23 protein-coding genes are annotated in these 21,333 nt (G+C 32.5%); 14 read left to right on the top strand and 9 right to left on the bottom strand.

Features of this window, described 5'->3' with window-relative positions; genetic code table 11:
- The 3 genes from yidD to rpmH all read right to left on the bottom strand — a co-directional run.
- On the bottom strand, window positions 1-95 hold a 95-nt coding region (gene yidD, locus J6V67_RS07830; protein ID WP_367205804.1), incomplete at its 3' end, for a membrane protein insertion efficiency factor YidD.
- 78 nt (window positions 96-173) lie between these two features.
- Window positions 174-506, bottom strand: coding sequence for a ribonuclease P protein component (gene rnpA, locus J6V67_RS07600; protein ID WP_180380526.1), 333 nt, complete (start codon window positions 504-506; stop codon window positions 174-176).
- A gap of 8 nt (window positions 507-514) precedes the next feature.
- The gene (gene rpmH, locus J6V67_RS07595; protein ID WP_086224853.1) at window positions 515-649 is read right to left on the bottom strand and encodes a 50S ribosomal protein L34; all 135 of its coding nucleotides are present in this window, start codon (window positions 647-649) and stop codon (window positions 515-517) included.
- Between the two features lie 154 nt (window positions 650-803).
- On the opposite strand from rpmH, the gene J6V67_RS07590 reads away from it, so the two are divergent.
- The 3 genes from J6V67_RS07590 to J6V67_RS07580 are packed head-to-tail and all read left to right on the top strand — an operon-like array spanning window position 804 to window position 4,653.
- Complete coding sequence (locus J6V67_RS07590; RefSeq protein WP_291861006.1) at window positions 804-1,460, top strand: hypothetical protein; 657 nt, start codon at window positions 804-806, stop codon at window positions 1,458-1,460.
- On the top strand, window positions 1,457-4,276 hold the full coding sequence (locus J6V67_RS07585) for a hybrid sensor histidine kinase/response regulator (protein WP_291861003.1): 2,820 nt from the start codon (window positions 1,457-1,459) through the stop codon (window positions 4,274-4,276). Before J6V67_RS07590 ends, J6V67_RS07585 begins: the two co-directional genes overlap by 4 nt.
- Window positions 4,273-4,653: a response regulator gene (locus J6V67_RS07580; protein ID WP_086226324.1), complete on the top strand. Its 381-nt coding sequence runs from the start codon at window positions 4,273-4,275 to the stop codon at window positions 4,651-4,653. Before J6V67_RS07585 ends, J6V67_RS07580 begins: the two co-directional genes overlap by 4 nt.
- Here J6V67_RS07580 and J6V67_RS07575 read toward each other — a convergent pair.
- Complete coding sequence (locus tag J6V67_RS07575) at window positions 4,645-5,052, bottom strand: hypothetical protein (protein WP_291860998.1); 408 nt, start codon at window positions 5,050-5,052, stop codon at window positions 4,645-4,647. The two genes, J6V67_RS07580 and J6V67_RS07575, sit on opposite strands and share 9 nt — an antisense overlap.
- Window positions 5,053-5,153: 101 nt before the next feature.
- On the opposite strand from J6V67_RS07575, the gene J6V67_RS07570 reads away from it, so the two are divergent.
- The 5 genes from J6V67_RS07570 (at window position 5,154) to J6V67_RS07550 (ending at window position 9,912) form a co-directional block, all read left to right on the top strand.
- Window positions 5,154-5,687: an ATP/GTP-binding protein gene (locus tag J6V67_RS07570; RefSeq protein ID WP_291860995.1), complete on the top strand. Its 534-nt coding sequence runs from the start codon at window positions 5,154-5,156 to the stop codon at window positions 5,685-5,687.
- Between the two features lie 96 nt (window positions 5,688-5,783).
- On the top strand, window positions 5,784-6,479 hold the full coding sequence (locus tag J6V67_RS07565; protein WP_291860992.1) for a dUTP diphosphatase: 696 nt from the start codon (window positions 5,784-5,786) through the stop codon (window positions 6,477-6,479).
- Window positions 6,476-7,192, top strand: coding sequence for an EI24 domain-containing protein (locus tag J6V67_RS07560; protein ID WP_291860990.1), 717 nt, complete (start codon window positions 6,476-6,478; stop codon window positions 7,190-7,192). The genes J6V67_RS07565 and J6V67_RS07560 overlap by 4 nt, the downstream gene beginning before the upstream one ends.
- The gene (locus tag J6V67_RS07555; RefSeq protein ID WP_291860987.1) at window positions 7,192-8,943 is read left to right on the top strand and encodes a Na/Pi symporter; all 1,752 of its coding nucleotides are present in this window, start codon (window positions 7,192-7,194) and stop codon (window positions 8,941-8,943) included. The genes J6V67_RS07560 and J6V67_RS07555 overlap by 1 nt, the downstream gene beginning before the upstream one ends.
- Window positions 8,944-8,949: 6 nt before the next feature.
- Window positions 8,950-9,912 (top strand): cation transporter, encoded by a 963-nt coding sequence (locus J6V67_RS07550; RefSeq protein WP_291860985.1) that lies wholly within the window; start codon window positions 8,950-8,952, stop codon window positions 9,910-9,912.
- 1 nt (window position 9,913) lies between these two features.
- On the opposite strand, the gene J6V67_RS07545 is transcribed toward J6V67_RS07550, so the two are convergent.
- From J6V67_RS07545 to J6V67_RS07535, 3 genes are read right to left on the bottom strand one after another with little or no spacing between them, the layout of a single operon-like run.
- On the bottom strand, window positions 9,914-10,501 hold the full coding sequence (locus tag J6V67_RS07545; RefSeq protein WP_291860983.1) for an NUDIX hydrolase: 588 nt from the start codon (window positions 10,499-10,501) through the stop codon (window positions 9,914-9,916).
- Entirely contained in the window at window positions 10,486-11,841 is a 1,356-nt protein-coding gene (mgtE, locus tag J6V67_RS07540; protein ID WP_291860980.1) for a magnesium transporter, read from the bottom strand. The genes J6V67_RS07545 and mgtE overlap by 16 nt, the downstream gene beginning before the upstream one ends.
- Window positions 11,842-11,843: 2 nt before the next feature.
- A complete protein-coding gene (locus J6V67_RS07535) occupies window positions 11,844-13,007 on the bottom strand; it encodes a peptidoglycan DD-metalloendopeptidase family protein (protein ID WP_291860977.1) in 1,164 nt (387 codons plus the stop codon).
- A 129-nt stretch (window positions 13,008-13,136) separates the two neighbouring features.
- Here J6V67_RS07535 and J6V67_RS07530 point away from each other — a divergent pair, with 129 nt between their 5' ends.
- From J6V67_RS07530 to J6V67_RS07520, 3 genes are read left to right on the top strand one after another with little or no spacing between them, the layout of a single operon-like run.
- On the top strand, window positions 13,137-13,853 hold the full coding sequence (locus J6V67_RS07530) for a plasminogen-binding N-terminal domain-containing protein (RefSeq protein ID WP_291860974.1): 717 nt from the start codon (window positions 13,137-13,139) through the stop codon (window positions 13,851-13,853).
- A 9-nt stretch (window positions 13,854-13,862) separates the two neighbouring features.
- A complete protein-coding gene (locus J6V67_RS07525) occupies window positions 13,863-15,242 on the top strand; it encodes an FAD-linked oxidase C-terminal domain-containing protein (protein ID WP_291860971.1) in 1,380 nt (459 codons plus the stop codon).
- Window positions 15,242-16,033, top strand: coding sequence for a YihY/virulence factor BrkB family protein (locus J6V67_RS07520; protein WP_291860968.1), 792 nt, complete (start codon window positions 15,242-15,244; stop codon window positions 16,031-16,033). The genes J6V67_RS07525 and J6V67_RS07520 overlap by 1 nt, the downstream gene beginning before the upstream one ends.
- Before the next feature lie 431 nt (window positions 16,034-16,464).
- Here J6V67_RS07520 and flgH read toward each other — a convergent pair whose 3' ends face one another.
- Window positions 16,465-17,178: a flagellar basal body L-ring protein FlgH gene (gene flgH / locus J6V67_RS07515; protein WP_086226340.1), complete on the bottom strand. Its 714-nt coding sequence runs from the start codon at window positions 17,176-17,178 to the stop codon at window positions 16,465-16,467.
- 71 nt (window positions 17,179-17,249) lie between these two features.
- On the opposite strand from flgH, the gene pta reads away from it, so the two are divergent.
- Genes pta through J6V67_RS07500 form a run of 3 tightly spaced genes read left to right on the top strand, consistent with a single transcriptional unit; the run spans window position 17,250 to window position 21,109 of the window.
- The gene (gene pta / locus J6V67_RS07510) at window positions 17,250-18,617 is read left to right on the top strand and encodes a phosphate acetyltransferase (protein WP_291860962.1); all 1,368 of its coding nucleotides are present in this window, start codon (window positions 17,250-17,252) and stop codon (window positions 18,615-18,617) included.
- Complete coding sequence (locus J6V67_RS07505) at window positions 18,618-19,820, top strand: acetate kinase (protein WP_291860960.1); 1,203 nt, start codon at window positions 18,618-18,620, stop codon at window positions 19,818-19,820.
- On the top strand, window positions 19,817-21,109 hold the full coding sequence (locus J6V67_RS07500) for a DUF2920 family protein (RefSeq protein WP_291860957.1): 1,293 nt from the start codon (window positions 19,817-19,819) through the stop codon (window positions 21,107-21,109). The genes J6V67_RS07505 and J6V67_RS07500 overlap by 4 nt, the downstream gene beginning before the upstream one ends.
- A 129-nt stretch (window positions 21,110-21,238) precedes the next feature.
- Here J6V67_RS07500 and J6V67_RS07495 read toward each other — a convergent pair.
- Window positions 21,239-21,333 (bottom strand): flagellin (locus J6V67_RS07495; RefSeq protein ID WP_291861016.1); only part of this gene is annotated, 95 nt, incomplete at its 5' end.

Below are 21,333 nucleotides of genomic sequence, written 5' to 3'. Positions count from 1 at the left end.
TACTCAGAACAACTAGGATAGTATCTGCACGACCTTGGCAATAATGGTGAGATATATTTTTTATAAAAAATAACCAAACTAGTAGCAATTTTCATTAATTTGCGCCTATAAATTTGCAATCAAAATGAACAAAAAGAGCGCTAAATTATCTACTCAAAGGATAAGAGCGCTCATTATCTTATAGAGTCCATCCTTTTTAACGCCCATCTAAAACTCTTGCAAATTTTATCAAAGGGCACCTTATCTGCTCCGCTTTTTGCAATAAAGATATATATACCATCTTTTAGATCACTACTAAGTGTGGAAAATGCAGCACGAAAAAGCCTTTTGACCCTATTTCTTACAACTGCCTTTCCTATCTTTTTGCTTGCTACTGCGGCGAATCTACTCGTATCTGACTCTAAAAAATAGACAACTGCTAAATCACAATGCCATTTTTTGGCATTTTGATAGACTCTGCTAAACTCTTTACTATCGCTAATAGAGTCAAATTTATTAATTTTCAATTTAGCTCTTAGGCAGCTAGTCTTGCTCTACCTTTTGCTCTTCTAGCGCTAATTACTTTACGACCGTTTTTGGTTTTCATTCTAACGCGGAAGCCATGAGTGCGTTTTTTAGGTGTTTTGTGTGGTTGATAAGTTCTTTTCATAAACTTTTCCTTTAGGTAAAAATTAAGTTTTGGATTTTACCTAAATTTTACTTAAACTGCTTTGAATTTTTGTAAATTTAATTTAGCTATATCTATTTAAATTCAATCTAAAGCAAATTACGCTAAAATCAAGAAATTTATTTTGGAATTTAAGATGATACTTTATAATCAAAACTATGAAATGATTGGTATTAGTAGTGAAGGACTTTCGCTTTTTGGCTTTTTAACTCCGGAGGATTTTTTTAGGAGTTGTAATGATATTAGTGACTATTTTTTAGAGACTAGTCCGCTATATAATGCTAAAAATCACTACATAGACCTAATAATCTCTCAATCTCAAAGCAATATCCAAGATATGCAAATTAAGCTTGATAATGGCGAGATAATGAGTGTAAAAATAGCTGTAGAGGTGGTAAATTTAAAGGATGTAAATGAACATTATTACAGCGTTAAATTATTATTTGATGGAAATCGTCTAGCGTATGTTAATGATAAAAATAGATGGCTTTGGGATATTTTATATATTAGCCGTTTAGATGCAACTGAATTCAAGCGTAGAATGCTAGAATTTACCCAATTTGCCCGTCAAAACTATGAAAAATTATATGAAGCAAAGCTATTGCTAATTGATGCAAATGATACTATAAGAGAGCTTGCTCAACTAGCAACAAAATTAAAACTAACCGAATTTTGCGAAATCTTAATTAATATTCAAGCAACTAGCGATGAACAGCTACTAAATGATGAATTTTATAAATATACTAAATTTATAATAAATATAGAAAATATAATTCAAAGCGAGATGCAATGAGATCATACTTTAGCTTACTTGGAATTTTACGCTTAATTGCGACATTGCCACTATTTGTAATATTTTTGATATCTAGTTGGTATCTAATTTTTCAATATAATCTTGGTATGAATTTAAAAGAACTACGCCATGAATTTTCAATTGCTTTAGATCTTGCCAATCTCTCAAAAGAGTTAGATAAAGAGATGATAATCAACGATACTAATAGCAAAAATGTCAATCGGCAAATTACTGACCATACAATAGAACATATCAAACAGCTACATAGTAACGAAATAGGCTTAAACGAGATTTTAAACCGCTTAGAGTCCCTGCCTCAAATTCGCTACACGCTAGATGATGTAAATTTAAATAACTCCGAAGTTTTAAGCTACTTTAGAGATTTAAACTTGCTGATTAAAAATGAAATTTTCAACCTTAGAGACCATGATCTATCAAATAGGCTAAATCTATTTATTTTTACATTTATATCATCTTATTCTAATAGTATTTCAATTAGCGCTAAGCGTGATTTGGTAGCTAATATCATTAATCACAGAGCGCTTAATACTCAAGAGCTTTTATTATGGCTAGATTTGATTAGAAATAATGGATTAAATTACGGCTATTTACCTGATAGTTATGCAAAAAAACAGATAGAAGCGATATTTAAAAGCCAAAATTATAAGCAAGCTATAGACAACCTAAGTACTTTTACAATAGAGTTGATTAAAAATGATGAACCAAGTATTTATTTAGCACAAAAATATTATGATTTAATCAGCGATGAATTAGAATTTTCATATCAAATACAAGATGCAATCAGTTCTCAAATCAAAACTGAGCTAGATGAATTTGAAAAAGATTTATGGATAGATTCTATTTTGGCTTTTATTGTTTGGATTATTAGTATAATTTTATCACTAGTATCATACTATACTAAAAACTATATAAAAGCTAATATTGATAACCTATCAAAAATTATAGATAAAATCAAATCCGTATCAGCTACCAACCCGCTAGAATCTGCTCAAACTGCAACTTTAGAAAATGGTCATAAAATTATAAATGAAGCCTTAGATAAAATAATCGCTCAAAAAAATATCGCCCAAAGTGATAGCCGCTCTAAAACAGCATTTTTAACTAATATATCTCATGAGATTAAAGCGCCATTAAATGGTATTTTAGGCTTTAGTGAGCTATTAAAGAGCCGCTCACTAGGCAAAGATGAAAAAGAGTTAATTGATATAATCGAACAAAGTAGCCAAAACCTACTAAAAGCTATTAATAACATCATAAATATGGCAAAAATTGAAGGTGGAAATGTCGAGCTTTATGAGAGTGATTTTAGCCTTTATACTCTATTTGATGAGATTATTAACTCCTACTTTAATAGGCTTTTGGCTAAGAATTTAACCTTAACCTACTACATAGATCCAGAATTAATGGTAACCGTCTTTAGCGATGAAGATAAAATTAAACAAATCGCTGTAAATCTAATCGATAATGCTATTAAATTTACTCAAAGTAGCGGACAAATTACCGTGTATGTAAAAAAATTACAATCCATAAATGGCAATATTAGCTTTAGCTTTATGGTTAAAGATACTGGAATTGGCATTGCTCAAAATGCTTTAGGCAAGATTTTTGATAACTTCTATACCAATGAAAATGCAACTAAAACATATGGTGGAACCGGTCTTGGGCTTAGTATTATTAGCCAATATGCTAAAATGCTAAATAGTAAAATCAATGTCAAAAGCCAGCTAAAAATTGGAAGTGAATTTAGTCTAGATCTAACCTTAAAACTCCACTCAAATGTAGATAAAAGCTATGCAAATCTTTTTAAAGGTTCAAAAGTTTCAATCATTCCTGAAGGAATAAGTGATGATAATTTAAAAATTATAAATTTATATTTAAAATATCTTGGAGTTATAGTTGAGCCAAATTTAAGCCCAGCAATTGGTAAATTTAAAGATGAAAAAGATTCAAAAGATATCGAATTTAGCGATCTTAATCATGGCTTCAGTCCTAGCTTAATCTCGTTAATAAATGCCTTGTTAAATAGCCTAAAATCAACTCAAAAATATGACCTAAAAATTCTAATAGGCACAAATGATAAGAGTAAAAAAACAAAAGAGATGTTTGAAGAAATTTGTACTAGTGTCGATGTAGTAAATGATGGTAAAAGTTTATATGAGCTTACTTTAATTAACAATTATGATGCAATTTTTACAGATATTGCACTAGATAAACAAAATGCGCTAATTGCTGCTACAAATATCATTAGTACTCAAGATGAAAAAGATATCGAACGAACACCGATAATTGCAATGTTATCAAGTTCTAAAGAGCAAATTAATAAAACAAACTTGCTATTTGATTATTATCTGCAAAAGCCGCTTTTAAAATCGCAAATTATCGAAATCTTAGCAAGTATTGGCAATAAAGATCCACTTAATGCATTAGATGGTACAAGAGATATTTTACTATTTAAAAAGAGCAAAATGGAAAATAGAATTTATCACGCTGTACTATCAAAAGTCTGCCATACGATAGATACTGTAGATTCATTTGACGAGCTTGAAGAGGCTACACAAAATAGAGCATACAAGTTGGTTTTAATAGATTATGCAGCAAGCTTTTTTGATGCTAATCGAATTTTAAATATTATCAAAAATAGCTCCCAACTGCATAATTTTGAGAGTAAAGTCGTATTATTTATCGAACCAAACAGCAAAATCCCAACACAAATTCAAGCCCAATTTACTCAGCTAATTAGCACAAATATTAGTAAATCTAGCTTAGAAAATCAGATAAAAGAGCTAATCCAATGACAAAACTAAATATTTTAGCAATTGATGATGATATAATAAGCATTAAGCTTTTAGAGCTGATTTTATCTGATAATTTATATATCTCTAGTATTACTACAGCAAGTGATGGGCTTGAGGCTATGGAAATTTTAGAGAGGCGATTTGATATAAATTTAATACTTTTAGATATCTATATGCCAAGATTAAATGGTTTTGAATTTTTACATAATTTTAAAAGTCGCAAATATCTCCAAGATATCCCAATTATCGTAATTAGCACTGATGCAACTTTGCGTCAGCGGACAATGGAGCTTGGAGTACTTGCATTTCTTGTAAAGCCAATTAGTAAAAAAACACTAGGCAAATTAATCAAGCAAGTTGCCAATAATTCAAGCTAAATTTAACTCAATTTTTTTACCAAATCCTAAGGTATTATCTGTAAATTTGAGCCACTTTAACTCTATTTTATATAAATTTAAATTCATTAGCTTAGCATAAATAAAGCGTGATATATATGCATTTTTCTCTACTTCATTATCTGCTAGATATATAGACCCACTCGCTTGAAGACCCTGGATTTTGCCAACTATTTTTGTTTGCAAGGCGATATTTATAAAAACCCTACTATCGTTTTGAATCACTTTAGCATGATAGCTATCATCGCCAAAAGCAACAATAATTAAATTTGGCTTTAAAAAGGCGTAAAAACAACTACATAGATATGCGCCACTTTCCCCATTTACTCCAAGGGTTAAAATATGCTGACTATCTATAAATTTAGCTATTTTTTCATCCATTTTTTATCCATTTTGGCACTATTTTTGCTTAATTTTAGCCAAATTTGGCTTAAAATATATCGCATTTTAACCGATATACTATAAAATTTCAAGGATTTTCAATGATTACAAACAGCTACGCAAACGCTTCATATAATGCGTTTAACTACTCGTTTAAAACTAGCTCTGGCGATACCATAAATCTTGCGATGTATGATAATAAAGAGTTATCCTACTCAAGTAAAAACTCCAAAAATTCAAGCGAACAAAGCCTAAGTCTACGCCATGCATATGGGTATAAATTTGAGCTAAATAGTCAAAATGGTATAAGTGAGCAAGATAAATTAGAGATTGCAAAAGCGTTAGAAGAACTCCGCCCAAAAATCAATGATTTTATGAAACATATCAAAGAAAATGAACCTTTTAGTGATGAAACTATCTCAAATATTGCAAATTCACTCAAAAAAGAGCTACCAAATTTAAATAGCGATGATGCTAAAATAGAGTTAAAAAGTTCGCTTTTAGATATGTTTGATGAGATGCTAAAAGAACATAAAACTAAAAATAACAACTTAAATAAATCTCTACTAGAACAGACTCAAAAGCTATTTGAAAATATGCTAAAACCGCAAAATAATCTAAATTATTATGCATAAGCTTGCTACTTTAGCAAGCTTTTTTAGGCCAAATTTCATATATAATTAAACAAATTTACTGTATAATCTTAGATTTAAAATTTTAAGGCGTAGATTATGATATATAGAAATTTAATAAAAGAGATGCTAAATCTCCAACAGCAACTAAATGATGATACTAATGGTATTGGCTGGGAGATGGGTCATACTAAAGATGGTAAATTAATTAGCTGGAAACGTTGCATTTATATGGAGTGTGCTGAGCTAATTGATAGCTTTGCGTGGAAACATTGGAAAGCTATAAATTCTCCACTAGATGTAGATAATATTGCCATTGAAATTGTTGATATTTGGCATTTTATTATGAGTCTTGGACTAGAAAAGTATAAGATAAATTCCCTTGGCGATATCGATAATTTAACTGATGATATAGTATCAACTAGTGGATTTAATGAGTTTTGTAAAGAGCCATATAATATAAAAGAGTATAGTATCTATGAGATTATAAACGATACTGAGCTAATTATAAATCGCTGCAGTGGATTTAATATAAATTTCTTCGACCTTTTAAGGGATTATTTTAGGGTTTCATTAAAATGTGGAGTAAATTTACAAAAGCTATTTAATATCTATATTGGCAAAAATGTTTTAAATAAATTCCGTCAAGATCACGGCTATAAAGATGGAAGCTATATAAAAATTTGGAATGGCGTAGAGGATAATGCTGTGATGAATGAAATTTTACAAAATGGCGCTAGTAGCGTAGATGAAATTTATGCTAAACTTAAAACCGCCTACCAAAATATCCAATGAATAGTATAATCAAACGCTCACTGAGCGACTTTTTAACTTTTAGATTTTTAGCACTTTCATTTTTGCCGCTTTTTATTTCACTTGGAAGCTTGATTGGGTTAGTGATATATTTTGGCGGTGATGTTTTTAGCATTTTAGCCCGTCCTAGTATTGAAGCATATGCTAATGGAGATGGATTTATAGCGTGGCTTTTATCTCTTAGCGTTGTGCAGTTTATGATAACTTCATCATTTTATCTAATTAGTATATTTTTAGCTATATTACTAAGTGTAGCAATCGCAGGTATTATAACTGGATTTTTAACACCGTATGTAGTTAAATATATAAACGATAAGTATTATAACTATAACTCAACTCCACTGCCTAGTAATATGCATGTTTTTAGGCTAATTGGTATTACGTTTATTAAATTTATTCTAATATTTTTAATCTGTATACCACTTTTATTTATTCCTGTGTTAAATTTATTTATACTAAATTTGCCATTTTTTTATCTATTTTATCGCTTAATGCTCATTGATATAGCTAGCAATACTTCTGATAGCTTAATCTTTGAAATAGATATGCAAAAAGGTGGTGGGGTTAAATTTTTTAGTGCTTCAGTAATATTTTATATTCTAACATTAGTGCCATTTGTTGGACTATTTTTACAGATATTTTTTGTAATATTTTTAAGCCATATATTGTTAGAGAAAAATTCAAGAGGATTTTAATGAAAAATATTCTATTTTTTGGTTTTATTGGTTTAACCTGCGTATTAATGTATCTTAGCCAAAGCTTTCTTACTATTATTTTTGGAATTTGTATATTTTTATATGCTATGAGTGTATTAGAAAAAAGTTTTTCTATGATGGCAAGTCTAGATAAATTTTTAAAAAAGATGACAAAAAGAAACTTCCAAAGCTTTTTATTTGGTGCAGTTAGCGCTACAGTAATGCAATCAAGCGGTCTTGTTAGCGTTCTTGCAATATCATTTTTAAGTGCTGGACTAATCACATTAGCCTCAGGTTTAGCCATCATTTATGGAATAAATTTAGCCGCTATTACTACTGGCTGGTTTTTAGCTGGTTTTGGTCTAAAGGTAAATATCGCTGCTTACTCTATGCCTTTAATAGTTGTAGGTATGCTGTGTATGGTAAATAAAACTGAAAAAATTAAAGGCTTTGGATATTTTTTATTTAGTATCGGTCTTTTATTTCTTGGAATATCTTATATGAAAGGCGGCTTTGATCATATCAAAGATAGCATTGATCTATCGCAATTTGCGATGTCTGGAATGGCTGGGTTGATTGTTTATACCTTTGTAGGAATTATAGTTACAGTATTAATCCAAAGCTCGCACGCATCTCTTACTCTAGCTTTAGCAGCACTAAGTGTAGGACAGATAACCTATGATAATGCTGTTGGTATTGCCATTGGCTCAAATGTTGGCTCAACAATTATGGCAATTATTGGCTCCTTAAATGCAAATATGGAGGGTAAAAAGCTCACCGTTGCCCATGTGTTATTTAATGTAACATGTGCAATTATTAGTGTTATACTAATCGTACCTTTTATGTATATTACTGATGTAACTAGTGCATATTTTGGAATCGCAGATGATGATTACACTCTTAAACTAGCAGTATTTTTATCATATTTTAACGCATTAGGAGTTATTATATTTTACCCACTTATTCCATTTATGGAAAGACTTTTAAATAAATATATGAAAGACTCACGAAAAAGAAGTAAAATCGATAGCGCTAAATATCTTGATGAGCAATCCTTGCAATTCCCTGATAGTGCGCTTGAAGTACTTGGCAAGGAGCTTTTACATCTTTATTCTAATGCAAACTCCATTATAGCTAAAGCTATTAGCATAAGTAGTAGCGATATCCAAAATAGTGATATTTCAGCAAAAGATATAATAAAGCTACGCCAAACTCCAATTAAAATGGATTATGATGAACTATATAACAATAGATTTAAAGAGATTTATAGTCAAATCATCGACTACGCTATATTAGCTGGAACCAATGCAAAACCTGAACAGTTAAGTAAATTTATGGATATTAGACGTGCAGCGCTAATTATGGCTGAGACGCTAAAAGATATGAAAAATACTCAACCAAATGTCTTTAAATATATCACTAGTTCTAACCAATATGCTAAAGAAGAGTATGATAGATTAAGAGTTGAGATGTTAGAGTGCCTTCGCATTATGTATAATATTGCAAGCATTAAAGATATAGATGAGTTAGAAGCTCAAATAAAAAATCTACGCAAAATTTACAATGCATATGATAGTGAGTTTGACTTTGATGTGCTAATCATAAATAAAAAAATTACCAATAAAATGGCAACTTCTCTTATGAATGATACGGCACTGATGAAGAATACAACTAAAGGTATGTTAAAGGTTGCTGAGATGATATTTGCACATCATCACAATCAATCATTAAATGAAAGTACAACTGCGTGATAGAATATGATAAAGCGTCCACATAATAAATATAAAAAAGTTAGAAATAATGTTGAACAGCCTTTAATGCAGTGCAAAAAAGAGCAGTTTGTTTTAAAGGTTTCACTAGCTTGTGCCGTAGTGCTAGCAGTTTTTGGAATTGCTTATGGAATTTATATTGGTTCTAAAGCGATTATTTTTGATGGATTAGTAGCATTTTTATCAATTATCTTAATACTACTTAGCGTTATCACATCTAAATTTATATACAAAGAAGATGATGATACCTTTCAGTATGGATATATGCGCTTTGAGCCAATGGTGAATCTATTTAAAAGCCTAATTTTACTCTTGTTATGTATGTATGCAATGGTTAATGGAATTCAGGCAATTTTATCTGGTGGATATGAAGTTGAATTTGATAAAGCTATGCTTTACTCATTTTTCTCTATGATCTTATCTATTGGAATTTGGCTCTTTACATCATATCAAGCCAAAATTTTACAATCTCCTCTAATCTCAGTTGATAGTCTTGAGTGGCTAATTGATAGTGTGCTATATCTAGGTGGATTTGTAGTTTTTGGAACAGTTTGGCTATTTGATAGAGAGAGCCAATCAGAATGGGCTAAATACCTTGATCCAGGGCTTTTAGTAGTACTTTCAATGATTTTAGGTGTTATGCCACTTAAGGTTTTTATAAAAAATTTAGCTGATTTAGTTATGGTTGCACCAAAAGATATGGATGATAAAATAGATGAATTACTTCAATCTTTATCTAAAGAGTATAATTTTAGCGACTATGATACACATGTAGCAAAAAGTGGAAGATTTTTTATGATTGAAGTAAATATATTGATGGGTGAATCATTTAAGCTTCAAAGCATAGATGAATTTGATCTAATTAGAGATAAGATAGAACGAGGGCTTGAAATTCCAAGCTATAAAATTTGGCTTAGTGTAAGCTTTACTAAAAATCCAAAATGGCTTTAAGTTATTTTGGATTTTTATTAATCATCCACCAAAGGATAGAAAATTGTAAATTTGGAGCCTTTATCTTGCTTTCATCATAGATAAAATCTAAAATCTCGCTACGTTTTATAAAAACTAATTCTATCTTCTCATCATCTATCCCGCCACCTAAGCCAAGCTTCATACTCTCATCAATCTGAGCATAAAATAAAACTTGACAATTAGCCCCAAATCCAAGCGCAGTAAAGCTGCTAGTAACTCGCTCTATATTATCTATACTATATCCGGTTTCTTCCATAATCTCTTCGATCATAGTTGCTTTAGCATCTAGCCCCTTATCCATAATACCCGCGCAAAGTTCATATGTAAGACCATTTTTGTTTTGAATTTGATTTTTATCTTGATAGTGCCATACAGATGGACGAAACTGCCTAACAAATAAAAATGAATCAAATTCCCTATGATATAAAAGACAACTTACGCTATCATGAGCTTCTACGCAGTCCCAGCGCTTTTCTTTGCCATCTTGAGTATATAAAATACTAAATGGTTTTACAAATTTTGACTCTTTTAATGGCACAACCCTTAAATTACTTATAGTAAAATCCATGTCGCTAATCCTAAAAATACAAAAAATCCAATAATATCAGTCGCTGTAGTTAAAAAAACTGTGCTACCTACAGCCGGATCAAGCCCTACACGCTTTAGCGTAAGTGGAATAAATGTACCTAAAAATGCAGCCATTATAATATTGGCCACCATTGCTACACCAATTACCACACCAAGCATAGGCATATCAAACCAAATTCCTACTAGCACACCTAAAAAAACTGCAAAAATAAAAGAGTTAACAACTGCCATTATTATCTCTTTTTTAAGTACAACCCAAAAGTCTCCAAGCTCAATCTCTCCAAGAGCAAGTCTTCTTACTGTAACAGCTAGTGTTTGATTTCCAGCATTGCCACCCATACTAGCAACTATTGGCATCAACACAGCAAGCGCTACTAAACTCTCAATAGACTTTTCAAAAAAACCAATCACAATCACACCTAAAATTGCTGTGATCAAATTTACAAACAACCACGCAGCTCGTGCTCGTCCAGTTTTTAAAAGCCCCTCTTCTTCAGCTTCATCATCAACACCTGCTAGATGATAGATCTGCTCAGTCGCACTCTCTTCTAAAAAATCATGAATATCATCTGTTGTAATACGCCCAAGCAATACACCAGCTCTATTAGTTACAGCAATAGCGCTTAAATCATAATCCATAATAATATCAGCAGCTATCTTTATATCATCGCTATCAATTGCAAAATGCGGCTTAAATCTCTCCTCATCTTGACTTACTATCTGGCTTAAATTTAAATCAAAATCATATGTTATTAGATCCTCAAGTGCAATTGTATGTTTTAATACGCCCTCTTCATCTACAACAAAAAGTGAAAAGACATTTTCTATTCTATCTTCTTGTTTCATTACTCGAAATCTAGCTATAGCGCTACCTAAGCTTTCATCTAATCTAGCGCTAAATAACTCTGTTTGCATATATGCGCCAGCTTCATTTTCTTCATAATTTATAAGCTTGCTAATCTCTTTTTGACTATCTATTTCAAGCGAGCTAAATAACTCTTTAGCCTTTTCTTCATCTATCTCTTCTATAGTCTGTATAAGATCAGTAGCATCATCGCTCTCAAGCTCATCTATAGCCTCAGCGATTTTATCATTTGGAATATTTTCTATCACATCACGGAGCATATGCTCAGGCATCTCCATGGCTGCTTCACCAAGAGTTTGCGCATCAAGCTTTTCTAAATACTTAGCATACTCATCCTCATCAAGGATTTTTAGCCTTTTTAAATGGCTTGCTACATCAGCTGGACTTAACTCATTCTCATCTACGATATGTTTTTGAAGCTGTTCTTTTACCTCTTCTAAATTTGAATTTGGCATGATTATATCTCTGTTATATTTGATATCTCTTCAAGCGGAGCTTTATTTATATGATTTTCAAAACTAGCTTGAATTTGGCTATTTAGACTCTCTTTTAACTTGTTAAACTCTATTTTTTTGCTTTTACTTAACTCAGATTTGGTGATTTTAACTACCGATTCTGGATTTATAGCATTACCATTTTTATATAATCCAAAATGCAAATGCGGTCCTGTACTAAGTCCAGTACTACCCACATAAGCTATTAACTGACCTTTTTTTACTTTTTTACCCTTTTTAATACCTTTAGCATAACCATTTACATGCGCATAAAGAGTCATATATCCACTGGAGTGCTGAATGGTTACAGTTTTACCATATCCACCTTTAGTACCTACAAAGCTTACCACACCATCGCCAGCAGCGTAAATTTTTGTCCCTTTTGGCGCAGCATAATCAGTGCCTAAATGCGCTCTATATCTTTTTAATACCGGATGAAATCTTTTAGGATTAAATCTTGAGCTAATTCTTGCATTTGGTACAGGCCTAGTTAATAAGAAATTTTCAACCTCTTTACCACTAGCATTATAAAATACATCATTAAATTTATATATATAATTTTTCTTACCTCTAGTCTCTATCATAGCAACTTTGATATTTGGCTCGCCAATATATTTACCCAGGCGCTTTTTACGCTCATATACTATAGCTAGTCTATCACCCTTTTGAAGCGTTTTAAAATTTACACTTCCGCTAAAAGCTTTATTAAACGAATTAGCTAGCGCTTCATCATTTGTTGCTCTTTTTATCTCTCTATATGGTGAGTCGTTTATCTCTACATTTAGTACAAAATTTTCATTTTCATAGACAATTGGGATAAAATCAAGACTATAATGGTTATTAAAATCTTTAAAAACATGAATTTGAATCTCATTGCTAATAGGTAATAAAATTTGACTAATATTATCATTTGAATCACGCAAAATTTGAAATTTCGTCCCAGCATTTAACTCGCTAGCTAACTCTTTATCCTCGCCTGAAAGATTATAATATATAGATAGCGGTATATTATGTCTCTCTAAAAAGGTTAAAAATGTATCGCCTTGCGGCCATGTTAACTCTTCAACACTTGTAGTTACTGCATGTAAATTCATAAAAGCTAAAATAGATAAGATAAATTTTTTCATCAAAAACCTTAATAGAAGCAGATTAATATTGTAATTATAACTCAAAATTATTTACACATTGCAAACATTTACCCAAACTAAGATATAATTATGGCCAAATTTATAAAAAGTATCAAAAAGGGGATGCAATTGAAAAAAATTATAGTTTTAATCTTTGCTCTATATTCATTTAGTTTTGGAGCTAAATTTGATCTAAAACCAAGCTACAATCTAATTTTAAATACTACTCAAGGTGGCGCTACAATTATAGATAATAATAGCTTTATAGTTGGCTCAAGTGGTGTTGTGTTGCACAAATTAAAAGATGGTAGCAAAACCATAATAGCTAGAGCAGTTGTAACTAGCAAAAAAGATGGCTACGCAAATTTAAGATTTGAGTTATTTGACCAACTTAAACAAACAGCACTTCCACTTCCTACTATAATGCCACAAGCTGGAGATGAAGTAATCTTAAATTTTATGTATAATAGATCTTTGATTATAGTCCCAAATAAAGAAATTTACGACCAAGTTACTAAAGCTTTTAATAACATTGATTTTATTCATCCTGATATCGTAGCTGCTTATTTAAGCTATGAATACAAACCAAATCCTAGCCGATCTGATTTTCGTAAAATGTGCGCACAAAATGCAGCGGGGCTTATATTTATAGCACTTGATAAAGAGGCTGTTTTTGCTGATTGTGGTAGTTTTGAAGTTTTACAAAGCTTTAAAACTGGCAGCGTAGATTATTATGAAGTACCATTTTATACAAGAATTAAAAATATAGACACAGTATTTTGGAAACTTGATGGTGCTAAAATTGGCAATTATGACAAATATTACAATAAGCTTTTAGCTAGATAAGGGGATAAAATGGATGCAAAACATATAAAATATTTTGAAAATCTAATAGGCAAAGATAATGCCAAATTTGATAAAGCTCATCAAATTGCCTACTGCTATGATGCGACCAAAAAACGCTATGAACCAGATGGTGTTTTATTTCCAAGAGATGAAAATGATGTAAGTGCAATCTTAAAATATTGCAATGAAAACAATATAATAATCGTCCCAAGAGGCGCTGGAAGCGGCTTTACTGGTGGAGCGCTAGCTAGTAGCGGTGGCGTAGTTCTAAGCTTTGAAAAGCATATGAACAAAATTCTAGAAATAGATATGCAAAATATGGTTGCTGTAGTTCAGCCAGGCGTAATTAATATGGACTTACAAAAGGCTGCGCTAGAAGTAGGACTATTTTATCCACCAGACCCAGCTAGTGAAAATTATAGCAGTATAGGCGGCAATGTAAGCGAAAATGCAGGTGGAATGCGTGCTGCAAAATATGGAATAACTAAAGACTATGTAATGGCCTTGCGTGCTGTGCTACCTAATGGAGAGATTATAAGAGCAGGCAAAAGAACAATCAAAGATGTCGCTGGATACAATATCGCTGGTATATTAATTGCGAGCGAAGGTAGCTTAGCAGTAATTACAGAAATAACTCTAAAATTAATCGCTAAACCTAAATTTAAAAAAACTGCAATGGGAGTATTTCCAAGTGTAAACTCAGCAATGAATGCTGTATATAAGACAATGGCAGCTGGTGTAACTCCTGTAGCGATGGAGTTTTTGGATTCTTTAAGCATCAAAGCAGTTGAGCAAAAATTCAATAAAGGCTTACCAACTAATGCTGGAGCGATACTAATTAGTGATGTTGATGGTCCAAATTTAGATATAATTGATGGTGATTTAGCAATTATCAAAGATTGCTTTATGCAAAATGGCGCTATAGATTTTAAAGTAGCAAAAGATGAACAAGAGAGTACTGATATATGGTTTGCAAGACGCAACTGCTCACAAGCAATCACAATGTATGGTAGCCTAAAACTAAACGAAGATATCACCGTTCCGCGCTCAAAGCTTCCTGAGCTTCTTGATAAGATTGCTCAAATTTCAGCCAAATATAATGTAGTCACTCCATGTTTTGGTCATACAGGCGATGGTAATGTCCATACAAATGTAATGGTAGATAAATCCGATCCAAAAGCAGTAGAAAGAGGCCATGAGGCTATTACTGAAATTTTTAAAGCTACTGTTGAGCTTGGCGGGACTCTTAGCGGTGAACATGGAATTGGAATCTCAAAAGCTCCATTTATGCATCTAGCATTTAGTGATGGGGAGATGGAATTATTTAGATCGATAAAAAAAGCCTTTGATCCAAATAATATACTTAATCCATTTAAAATGGGGCTTTAGTGCAAGAGGTTAAACAAATTACCAAAATCATTATAAAAGAGCTAAGCGACAAGCAGATATTTCATTTTGCTTCTAGTCTTAGCTTTCATACACTACTTTCGATAATTCCTATTATTTTTGTATCGCTTAGTATTTTTACTACTATGCCAAATTTTGCTGATTATTATGCTAAAATAAAGGAATTTATCTACTCAAACTTGCTCCCAAGTCAAAATATCACCCAATATCTAGATCAATTTTTAAGCAACTCTAGCTCACTTGGAGTGATGGGAGTTGTGGCTATATTTTTTACTAGCTTGATGTTTTTTAGTGAATATGATCATGTTATATCACGAATTTCTAATGTGCCAAAAAGAGGATTTTGGCAAAGTCTTAGTAATTATTGGACACTTACTACCCTTATGCCTTTAGGGCTTGGCTTATCATTTTGGCTCTCAAATTTTATCCAAAACGCACTAAAAAGCAGCGAATTTACCAGTTCAATAAATTTTTTAGCTATCTTTCCTCACATTATTATCTGGGCTATCTTTGCTGTTACCTACCTAATTAGCATCAATAAAAAGCTATCACTTAAAAGTATAGTTATTGTCTCATTTATTAGCTCACTAGCTTGGTCTCTCTCAAAATGGGGCTTTATCCAATACTCATTTTATAATAAAACTTATGCTAGTATATATGGCTCATTTTCTATTTTACTATTTTTTATACTTTGGATATATATATCGTGGATTATATTTTTGTATGGAGTTAGACTCTGTTCAGTACTTGAAAAAAGCAAAGAGCAAATTTAAAGCTATTTTGACTTATTGCAAATTTGCCTTAGTAGATAATAAATATAATACCAAATAAGGATAAAAATGCAAAACCAATCACAGCCGGCCACGCAAACCTAAAACCATAACACCCCACAAATTTGCTTTGCTAGATTTGCTAAATGTAAATTTTCCATTCAAAGTAAAGAGTTCAGCAATGAAATTGTTGATTCTTAAAAATAATGATGACATCTATTGTGTAAATTGCATTTTAAAAAATATTAAAAAATCATTGCCTAATAAAATGTTTATCTAGAAACGACTTCTAAGAAAAAGCGTGTTTGAATTAAAGACGCTTTTTTATTTTATAACATACCCAAGGTAGCTATTACCACTTTGCCAAACTTAATTTAATTGCTAAGGCAACAAAATTGCTGCCCTAGCAATTATAAATTTGATAAATTAATAAATCAAAATGGCCAAATCGTCTCTAAAACACGAGTTCCCCATGGTTTATCAGTCGCACGCTGAAGGTCGCCTTCGGTTTTATATAATATTTTAGCATCAGATATATGTCTAGATTCAATCTCATTATACTGGCTAATATCATATGGACGAATCACTCCACTAATTTGCATTATCTGTTTTTCATTATTTAGCAAAATTTCCTTACTACCTTCGATAAAGTAGTTACCATTACTTAAAACCTTAATAATCCTAGCTGAAATAGTCGTAGTAAATGCTTCAGTCCTACTAGTTGAACCCCCTCCTGAATAGCTACTACCACTTCCAGCACTAAATCCTATACCAGCTATTTTATTAATATCATTTAGTGGTCCTTTTAATGGTGAGCCTTCAGGCGTAGTAAATGCTCCACCTTGTAGCGATGTTAGGCTATCTTTAGAGGTTGAGCGATCAGCCTGTGAGCTTTGATTGGCGTTTTCTCTGATTATAACCGTTACGATATCATTGACATTCATCGCTTTTCTATCAGAAAATAATGGATTATCCCCTTTACCAAATAGACTTCCAGGATTTCCTACTCCATTACCTTGAACACGACTTGGCAACTCCTCTACATATGTTGGTGGTGCCATTGAAATGTGTGGATCAGCCCCAGTTGTACAACCGCCAAGCCCAATGCCTGCAACGCAAATTAGTGTAAAAAAAGAAACTTTTTTCATAAATAACTCTCAATTTTATGATACAATATACTAATAACTCGTTAAAATAATACCAAATATAGGATAAAACAATGCTAAAATCGATTTATATCTTAAAAAGCGACTATGAAAATGATGAATTTAGAGATGTTTTAAGCTCTAAATTTAGCCAAGGTGTTACGATTTTACCCATCAGCGATGATGGTGAATTTAAAGTTTTTACTCTTAATGAAGCAATCACTCTACTAAATTCAGGCAAAGAAAATGAACTAATCAAAGCTGTAATGGATAAATTCAGTAGCATTAAGGCTGAGTTTATAATAATAATTGGATCTGGCGATGAGCTGCTTGATTCATTGCTTGCTCGCAATCTAAATGCTCCATTTTTACTTAGCAATCAAACTGCTTATAAAGCTAAGCTGCTTGGATTTAAATCATTAAAAAGCATTGATGAGATTAAAAATACTCAAAGCAACTATATAACTCCTCTTAAATTTGAAACCCTACTCTATCAAAAAGCTGCCCAAAAGCCAAAAACTGTAGTATTACCAGAAAGCGATGATGATAGAGTTCTTAAAGCATGTGATATCTTGCTTAGTAGTGGTGCTATTAGCTTAATTCTTCTTGGCGATGAGAATGATATCAATAAAAGAGCTAATGAATTAGGGCTAAATTTGAGCAAAGCTAAAATCATAAATCCAGTTAATAGCGAACTTTTAGAAGAATTTGCTACTACTCTTTATGATCTTCGTAAAAGTAAAGGTATGGAGCTAGAAAAAGCCAAAGAACTAATCAAAGATAGAACATATTTTGGCACTATGCTTGTATATAAAGGGCTAGCAAGCGCAATGGTAAGTGGCGCTAGTACAACCACAGCCCAAACTATCCGTCCAGCCTTGCAATTTATAAAAACAAAACCTGGCGTTACTAGCGTTAGTGGTAGCTTTATTATGTGTGCTAATGGCCAAATTCACTTCTATGCAGATTGTGCTATTATGCCAAATCCTAGCCCAAGCGATCTAGCTGGCGTTGCTATTGCCACAGCTGCTACAGCTCGTGAGTTTGGCTTTGAGCCTAAGATTGCAATGCTTAGCTACTCTACTGGAGATAGCGGAAGTGGCCCAAGTGTTGATGCTATTATAGAGGCTACTAAAATCTTAAAAGAGCTAGACCCAAGCCTAGATGTAGAAGGTCCAATCCAATTTGATGCAGCTATCGACCCAGTAGTAGCAGCTAAGAAATTGCCAAATTCAAAAGTCGCTGGAAATGCAAATGTATTTATCTTTCCAGATTTAAATTGTGGAAACATCTGCTACAAAGCAGTCCAAAGAACAGCAAATGCCTTAGCTATTGGACCAATATTGCAAGGATTAAATAAGCCAATTAACGATTTAAGTCGTGGCTGCTTAGTCGAAGATATAGTAAATACTGCACTAATTAGCGCAATTCAAGGAGAGTAGATGAAAATTTTGGTTATAAACTCTGGTAGTAGTTCTATTAAATTTAAACTCTATGATATGAAAAATGAGAGCGTAATGTGCAAAGGACTAATTGAACAAATAGGCTCAGATAACTCCTTTGCTAAAATCTCAACCGCTCATGGAAGTATAAAAGAAAAATCAGGCCAAATATTTAATCACGCTCATGGTATAGAGGTTATGAATGAATTGCTCTTTAACTCAGGTGTTGTAAATAGCTTAGATGAGATTGATGGTGTAGGTCACAGAGTCGTTCAAGGTGCTGATGTTTTTAGTGATGCAGTATTAATAGATGAGAGTGTAATGGCAAAGATTGAAGAGCTTATACCATTAGCTCCACTTCACAATCCTGCTCACCTAGCTGGAATGAGAGAGACGCTAAAAGTTCGCCCAGATATCCCAAATGTAGCTGTATTTGATACAGTCTTTCACCAAACTATGCCAAAAAGCTCATATATGTATGCTTTACCAATTGAATTTTATGAGAAATATAAAATTCGCAAATATGGCTTTCACGGTACATCTCATCAATTTGTCTCTAAAGCGGCTGCTAAAATCTTAAATATTGATTATGATAAATTTAGCTGTATCACTCTGCACCTTGGAAATGGTGCTAGTATTGCAGCGATAAAAAATGGCAAATGTATAGATACTACAATGGGGCTAACTCCGCTTGAGGGGTTAATGATGGGAACACGCTGCGGAAGCATAGACCCAGCGATTATGCCATTTTTAATGGAAAATGCAAATTTAAGCGCTAAAGAAGTTGATAATATAATGAATAAAAAATCTGGTCTATTAGCCATCGGCGGTAGCAACGATATGCGTATAATAGAACAAAAGATGGATGCAGGAGATGAGAATGCTAAGCTTGCATTTGATATGTTTGTGCTAAAGGTGAAAAAATTCATTGGTGCGTATATTGCAATTTTAGGTAAAATCGATTCAATTATATTTACCGCTGGAATTGGCGAAAATGACGCTAGAATCAGAGAGGCAGTTTGTGATGGGCTAGAGATTTTTGATATCAAGATTGATAAAATCAAAAATAAAGAGTCAAAAGATGAGCCACGACGAATAAGCCAAATCGACTCTAAAGTCCGCATAGCCATAGTCCCAACTGACGAAGAGCTAGCCATCGCCCAAGATGCACTAAGAATAATTAAAAATAAAGGCAATAAATGATAAAAACAATCGACTATCAAATAGATGGAATAAACGATGCTGAGCTAGATATAAAGCGTAACTCAAAGCTTGAGTTCAAACTAACCTACGATAGCGCCAAAGAGATTAGAGCGCTTATAGCCGTTATTCCAGGCCTTGGCGAAGATGGCGATACTTATTATAGGGATAATCTAGCTCATAGCATAGCAAGAGACCTTGATGCTGCTGTCATTACAGCTAATTATTTTGCTGTTAAAAGTAATCCACCAGCGGCAAAATTTAGCATTGATGAGATTGATGAGTTAATCCTTAAAACAGTAGCTGAGAATATTGGCAATCCAATTCCAGATAATATAGAACTAACCAAAATGGAATCAGAAGAGATTTGGGACTTTGTCAATGAACATCTATATAATTTCATTGGAATGCAAAAAGTAACTGGCAAGCTTAGACTAGATTTTAAAATGCCTATGCATATGACATTAACTCCACCAAATGGTGAATATCAAAACTTTGGCCTAATGGCTGCACTTGATGTGGTAAATTCAGTTTTATATATTAAAAACAATCCTCCATTTAAGCTTCATCCTAATTATCAAAATGGGCAGCTTGCTACAATCTATGTAGGCTCAAGCCATGGCGGATATATAGCTAATCTCTGCGCTAAATTTGCCCCATGGGCTGTAGATGCAATACTAGATAACTGCGGCTGGAACCTAAGCACTCAAATCTTTGATAAGCAAGATTACCAACAAGGAACATTCCGCACTATTGGATTTGGCAAAGAGATTGACTTTATGAAATATAGGCGAGATAGTAGAGATAATGAAAACTTTCACCTATGCGTCTCAGATAAGACCTTTTGGACATCAAATTCGCAAAGCCCAAACTACTTTAGTCGCTCTAGATATGAGATTAGAGATGTCAATGAACCTAATCATCTAAAAGTGCTTAGCAACTATCCAAAGCCGATTTTTAAATGCTACCATGTAAAAGGTGATAGTGTAGCACCAATTGATGAAAAGATTAAATTTTATGAGCAATTACAAGCCAATGGCTTTGATGCTACTCTTGATATCGTAAGCGATAAATCTAGAGTCGATGGTAAATTTATCAAAAATCTATCTCACGGAATGGATATGAGTATGAAACTGCTTGTAGCTAATAATTACGAATGGATTTTAAATAAAATCGCAGCCAACAAGCGTCCAAAATGTGAGCCAACAATCACGCTAGAAACTAGTCAATATACATATGAATTTAGTCAAAAAGATAATCAAGTTAGCTTAGAGTGTAAAAAGAAAAATTAAGCAATAATAAATTTAGATTTTCAATGTTGAAATAAACCTCACAATGGCTAAGCATTGCGAGTAAATTTAAACCAAGAGATTAGATTTCTAGTCTCTTGGTAATTTAAGCTATTAAAGATTTAAATTTAATTACTGTAGTAGTCTTAATATATTTTGTTGTACTGAGTTGGCTTGGCTCATAGCGTAGCTACCACTTTGGGCTAGTATGTTAAATTTAGAGAAGT

The organism is Campylobacter sp., assembly GCF_017646085.1.
Lineage (GTDB): Bacteria > Campylobacterota > Campylobacteria > Campylobacterales > Campylobacteraceae > Campylobacter.
Note: the sequence above shows the minus strand (reverse complement) of the source record. Positions and strands in the feature narration are given on the sequence as shown.